Source organism: Oceanobacillus luteolus, assembly GCF_023715655.1.
Classification (GTDB): Bacteria; Bacillota; Bacilli; order Bacillales; family Amphibacillaceae; genus Oceanobacillus; species Oceanobacillus luteolus.
In genome coordinates this window covers 1-3,812 of the sequence record NZ_JAMBON010000081.1, presented here as the reverse complement: position 1 = coordinate 3,812, position 3,812 = coordinate 1, and the positions used below count along the sequence as shown (strand labels likewise).

Sequence of the window (3,812 nt, the reverse complement as noted above, 5' to 3'; positions counted from 1 at the left end):
TAATATTTATTTGGGTCATCTTTTCCTACCTCCATGTGTTGTTTTCTTGGTCGAAAATATTTTAACATGGGTCTGGAAGATGACCTATTTTTTTATACCTTTTTACACAATTATAAGGACGTTATCGCTTTCGTGTCCTTAGAACACTTCTAGGTGCACGAACGAGGATGATTTCTATGCTTTCGTGTCATTAGAACACTTCTAGGTGCACGAACGAGGATGATTTCTACGCTTTCGTGTCCTTAGAACACTTCTAGGTGCACGAACGAGGATGATATCTGCGCATTCGTGTCGTTAGAACACTTCTAAGTGCATGAACGAAGGTGCTTTCCACGCTTTCGTGTCATTAGATCACTTCTAAGTGCACGAACGAGGATGCTTTCTATGCTTTCGTGTCCTTAGAACACTTCTATGCACTCGAACGAAGGTGCTTTCTACGCTTTCGTGTCCTTAGAACCTTTCTATGTGCACGAACGAAGATGATTTTTTCGCTTTCGTGTCGTTAAAAACCTCACCAGTAACCAATAAAAAGGCTTATATCTCTATTTTACCAGAGATATAAGCCTCATCCTACCGTTTTTAATTGTCTGTTTTTGGAGATGCTTTCTTTATATCTTTCTGTTGCAATCTTCCTTCGACATATTTCCCTAAAAACCAAAATAAACACATTCCTATTAAAACGACAATCGTTTTCATTGGGTTTTGGGCAAATTCCATTATGCTTGATCCCACATACGCTATGGAAAAAATCATCACTGTCTTTCCTAATAGTACAGCCAATATGAATTGTTGCGTACTTACCTTGGAAAAACCTGCAACAACGTTGATGATGGCAGATGGCGAAAACGGAAAACATAATAGCAAGAACAATGGACCGAAACCATGTCGTTCGACCCATTTCGTCACTCGGGAAACTTGCTTGTTTTTCATTATTTTACGTTCTACCCATCCTACACTTGATAGCCTTCTCATTAGAAAAAATACAAGGATGGCGCCAATACATGCACCAATCCACGAATAGAAGAATCCTTTCAACAACCCATAAGCGGCAGCATTACCCAACACAAATACCATCAAAGGCAGAAACGGTAAAAATGCTTCTATAAATGGCAATAAAATTCCAGGTAAGGGGCCGAGCCCTTCATATTGATTTAAAAGCTGCTGAATAAAATCATCTAGTTCTTCGTTCTTTAATACGGTTCTCCAATTATGAAATGTTATAGTGTCAAGTACATACATTTATTTATATTCTCCTCAGTCAGATCAAACACGTTTCTTTTATTTTAAATTATCACAGAAATAATTCCTAGTTATATACCGAAAATTTGCCACTTTCTTTTCCATAATATTATTTTGTAGTATTTTTTTCAGTTATAGCGTATAATAAAAACACAAACATATGTTCTAAAAGGAGAATGACTCATGCGTTTTCTAACTGAGGAAGAATATTCCATTGCCTCTCGTTTTCTTTTCCTTTCTATGGCAATTGCTGTAATTAGGTTAGACATCCGAAATGTTGAGCAAGGGGCGTTTAAAATAAAGGCACCTTATCTGGAAATGTTAAAAAAAATGGAGTCTCTTGCGTTGGAAGAGCGGAGGGAGTTAAGAATCAGAATGAAAAAACAATCGATAGAGGTTGTTACATTAAATAAGAACGATTCCTTCTCCTCCTTCCTTTTTCTATGCCAAGGCAGGGAAGAAAAACGTAATTTTTTTAATCCAACAATACGTAAAAAAGTGGAAACAATCATCCAGGAACTTCTCGTTCATGCTCTTTCAGCACTCGAGCAAAACGTTCAGCTTTCCACCTCATCTAACTCATAATTTTTAGATGGGTAGCGTTCAGCTACAAATCCCTTTTTAATATTCCTCATCCGATTATCAAGAAGGAATCTGAACTGTGCCGTACGACGGATTTGATTAAGCATGGAACCATAAGAAACATCTAAAACAATGGTCTTACCATTTCTGAAAATGATTTCCGTCCGTCCTTCTGGCAATTCTTGTACTCGATCAACATGTGAATGGGCGATCCATGAGCATTTTGGACTCATTGGGGAGTATGTAGGGAAGAAATACATCCCACTTGCAGGATCAATGGAAATCGGAACCTTATGGGTAAGCCCACTAATATTCTTGGTACCTTCTTGCCTTCCTTTCAGACTGCTTCCAAAAAACATACAAGCGGCATCGATGAGTTTACTCGGGGGTTTCGTGCTGACGTACTCTGCAGTTTCCTCTAAAATGTAACTGATTGGCCTACCTCCTTCATCTCGACTGGCGATTACCGCCATCGTCAAAGGACTAATTTCATGATAAGCTGTGAAAATTTGTTTTTCCATAGTGAACTTCCTTTCCTATGGAAAAGAAAGCGGCTTGCTAATATAATAACAAATACCTAGGTAAAAAGAAAGCTAAAAAAGCTAAATTTATCAAAAAATCTAACAAATCGTAAAAAAGTAACTGCAAAATATGCTATTAAAACGACAAAAGCATCTATAGACTTTTCTATAGATGCTTTTATTATGAGCAAAACAGATTCACGCATATGGGTCTTTAAACCCAAATCAATACAATAAATTAATAAAATCTTCTTTTGAGATTTTTCCTAAATAATGAGAAACTGGGAAATCTTCCAATGCTGCTTCAATCGTTTTACGATCGTGACGAAGACCGATTAATTTTTGTTCTAATTCTTTGATATCACCAATTCCAAAGAAGTCACCAAAAATCGTGCAATCTTCAATCATTCCTTTTTTTACATTTAAACGGACATCGACAAGACCGGCTGGAAATTTATATTCTTCTTGAATATTAAATTCAGGTGATTTTCCATAGTTCCACTCCCACTTTTGGTAACGATTGCGAGAGATCTCATGGATTTTTTCCCAATCTTCTTCGGTCAACACATATTGCGGAACATCCTTTACATCTTCCACCTCAAATACGTGCTTTAAAATCATTTCCTTAAACTCATCGATTGTCAGTTTTTCCTCAAGGAATTCGTTTATATTCGCAACACGGCTTCTTACAGACTTGATTCCTTTTGATTCAATTTTTATCTTCTTCACTTTTAATGCCTTTGTCAGCTCTTCAATTTTAGAATTAAGCATTAATGTCCCATGGCTGAACATACGACCTTTTGTAGAAAACATCGCATTTCCGGATATCTTGCGTCCTTCAACAGCAATATCATTTCGACCTTGTAGTTCTGCAGGGACTCCTCTTTCATTAAGTGCATCAACGATAGGCTGAGTGAACTTCTGGAAGTTTTGGAAACTCTCCCCATCATCCTTCGTGATAAAGCTGAAATTCAAGTTTTCTTCATCATGGTATACCGCACCGCCACCAGAAAGCCTGCGAACAACTTTGATATTATGTTTTTCCACATATTCCGTATTGATTTCTTCAATCGTGTTTTGATTCCGTCCAATGATGATAGACGGTCCGTTCACGTAAAAGAGCAAGTATGTATCTTTTTCACCAAAATTCTCTAGAATGTATTCTTCAATTGCAAGATTAATCATTGGATCTGTAATTCCTTTGTTGTCTATAAACTTCATCTATTGCTCCTCCTCTAATGAATGAAATATCTAACATTAGTTTAATGTAAACAAAAAAGTAAAGCAATTAACTAAGCCAACTGACGATTGTAGTATAACAGCACAAAATTCCTCTGAAGATTTGGATCTACGTCAATATTTAGGACACATTTAAGTTAGTTTTTTGGTTGTGCTTTGAAGCTTATTTGAATAGATATGTGAAGGCTTGACATGGAGCCTCTGTGTGCGTGGTGATTTGCGAAAGACGAA

At 36.8% G+C, this 3,812-nt stretch carries 4 protein-coding genes; 1 reads left to right on the top strand and 3 read right to left on the bottom strand.

Features of this window, described 5'->3' with window-relative positions:
• Window positions 1–579: 579 nt before the first annotated feature.
• Entirely contained in the window at window positions 580–1,239 is a 660-nt protein-coding gene (locus M3210_RS19480; RefSeq protein ID WP_251517892.1) for a TVP38/TMEM64 family protein, read from the bottom strand.
• Between the two features lie 183 nt (window positions 1,240–1,422).
• Between M3210_RS19480 and M3210_RS19475 the strand changes: the two genes are divergently transcribed.
• On the top strand, window positions 1,423–1,824 hold the full coding sequence (locus M3210_RS19475; protein WP_251517889.1) for a YhjD family protein: 402 nt from the start codon (window positions 1,423–1,425) through the stop codon (window positions 1,822–1,824).
• Here M3210_RS19475 and M3210_RS19470 read toward each other — a convergent pair.
• The gene (locus M3210_RS19470; protein WP_251517888.1) at window positions 1,797–2,342 is read right to left on the bottom strand and encodes a competence protein ComK; all 546 of its coding nucleotides are present in this window, start codon (window positions 2,340–2,342) and stop codon (window positions 1,797–1,799) included. The two genes, M3210_RS19475 and M3210_RS19470, sit on opposite strands and share 28 nt — an antisense overlap.
• Window positions 2,343–2,567: 225 nt before the next feature.
• Window positions 2,568–3,563: a lipoate--protein ligase gene (gene lplA / locus M3210_RS19465; protein WP_251517885.1), complete on the bottom strand. Its 996-nt coding sequence runs from the start codon at window positions 3,561–3,563 to the stop codon at window positions 2,568–2,570.
• Window positions 3,564–3,812 lie beyond the last annotated feature (249 nt).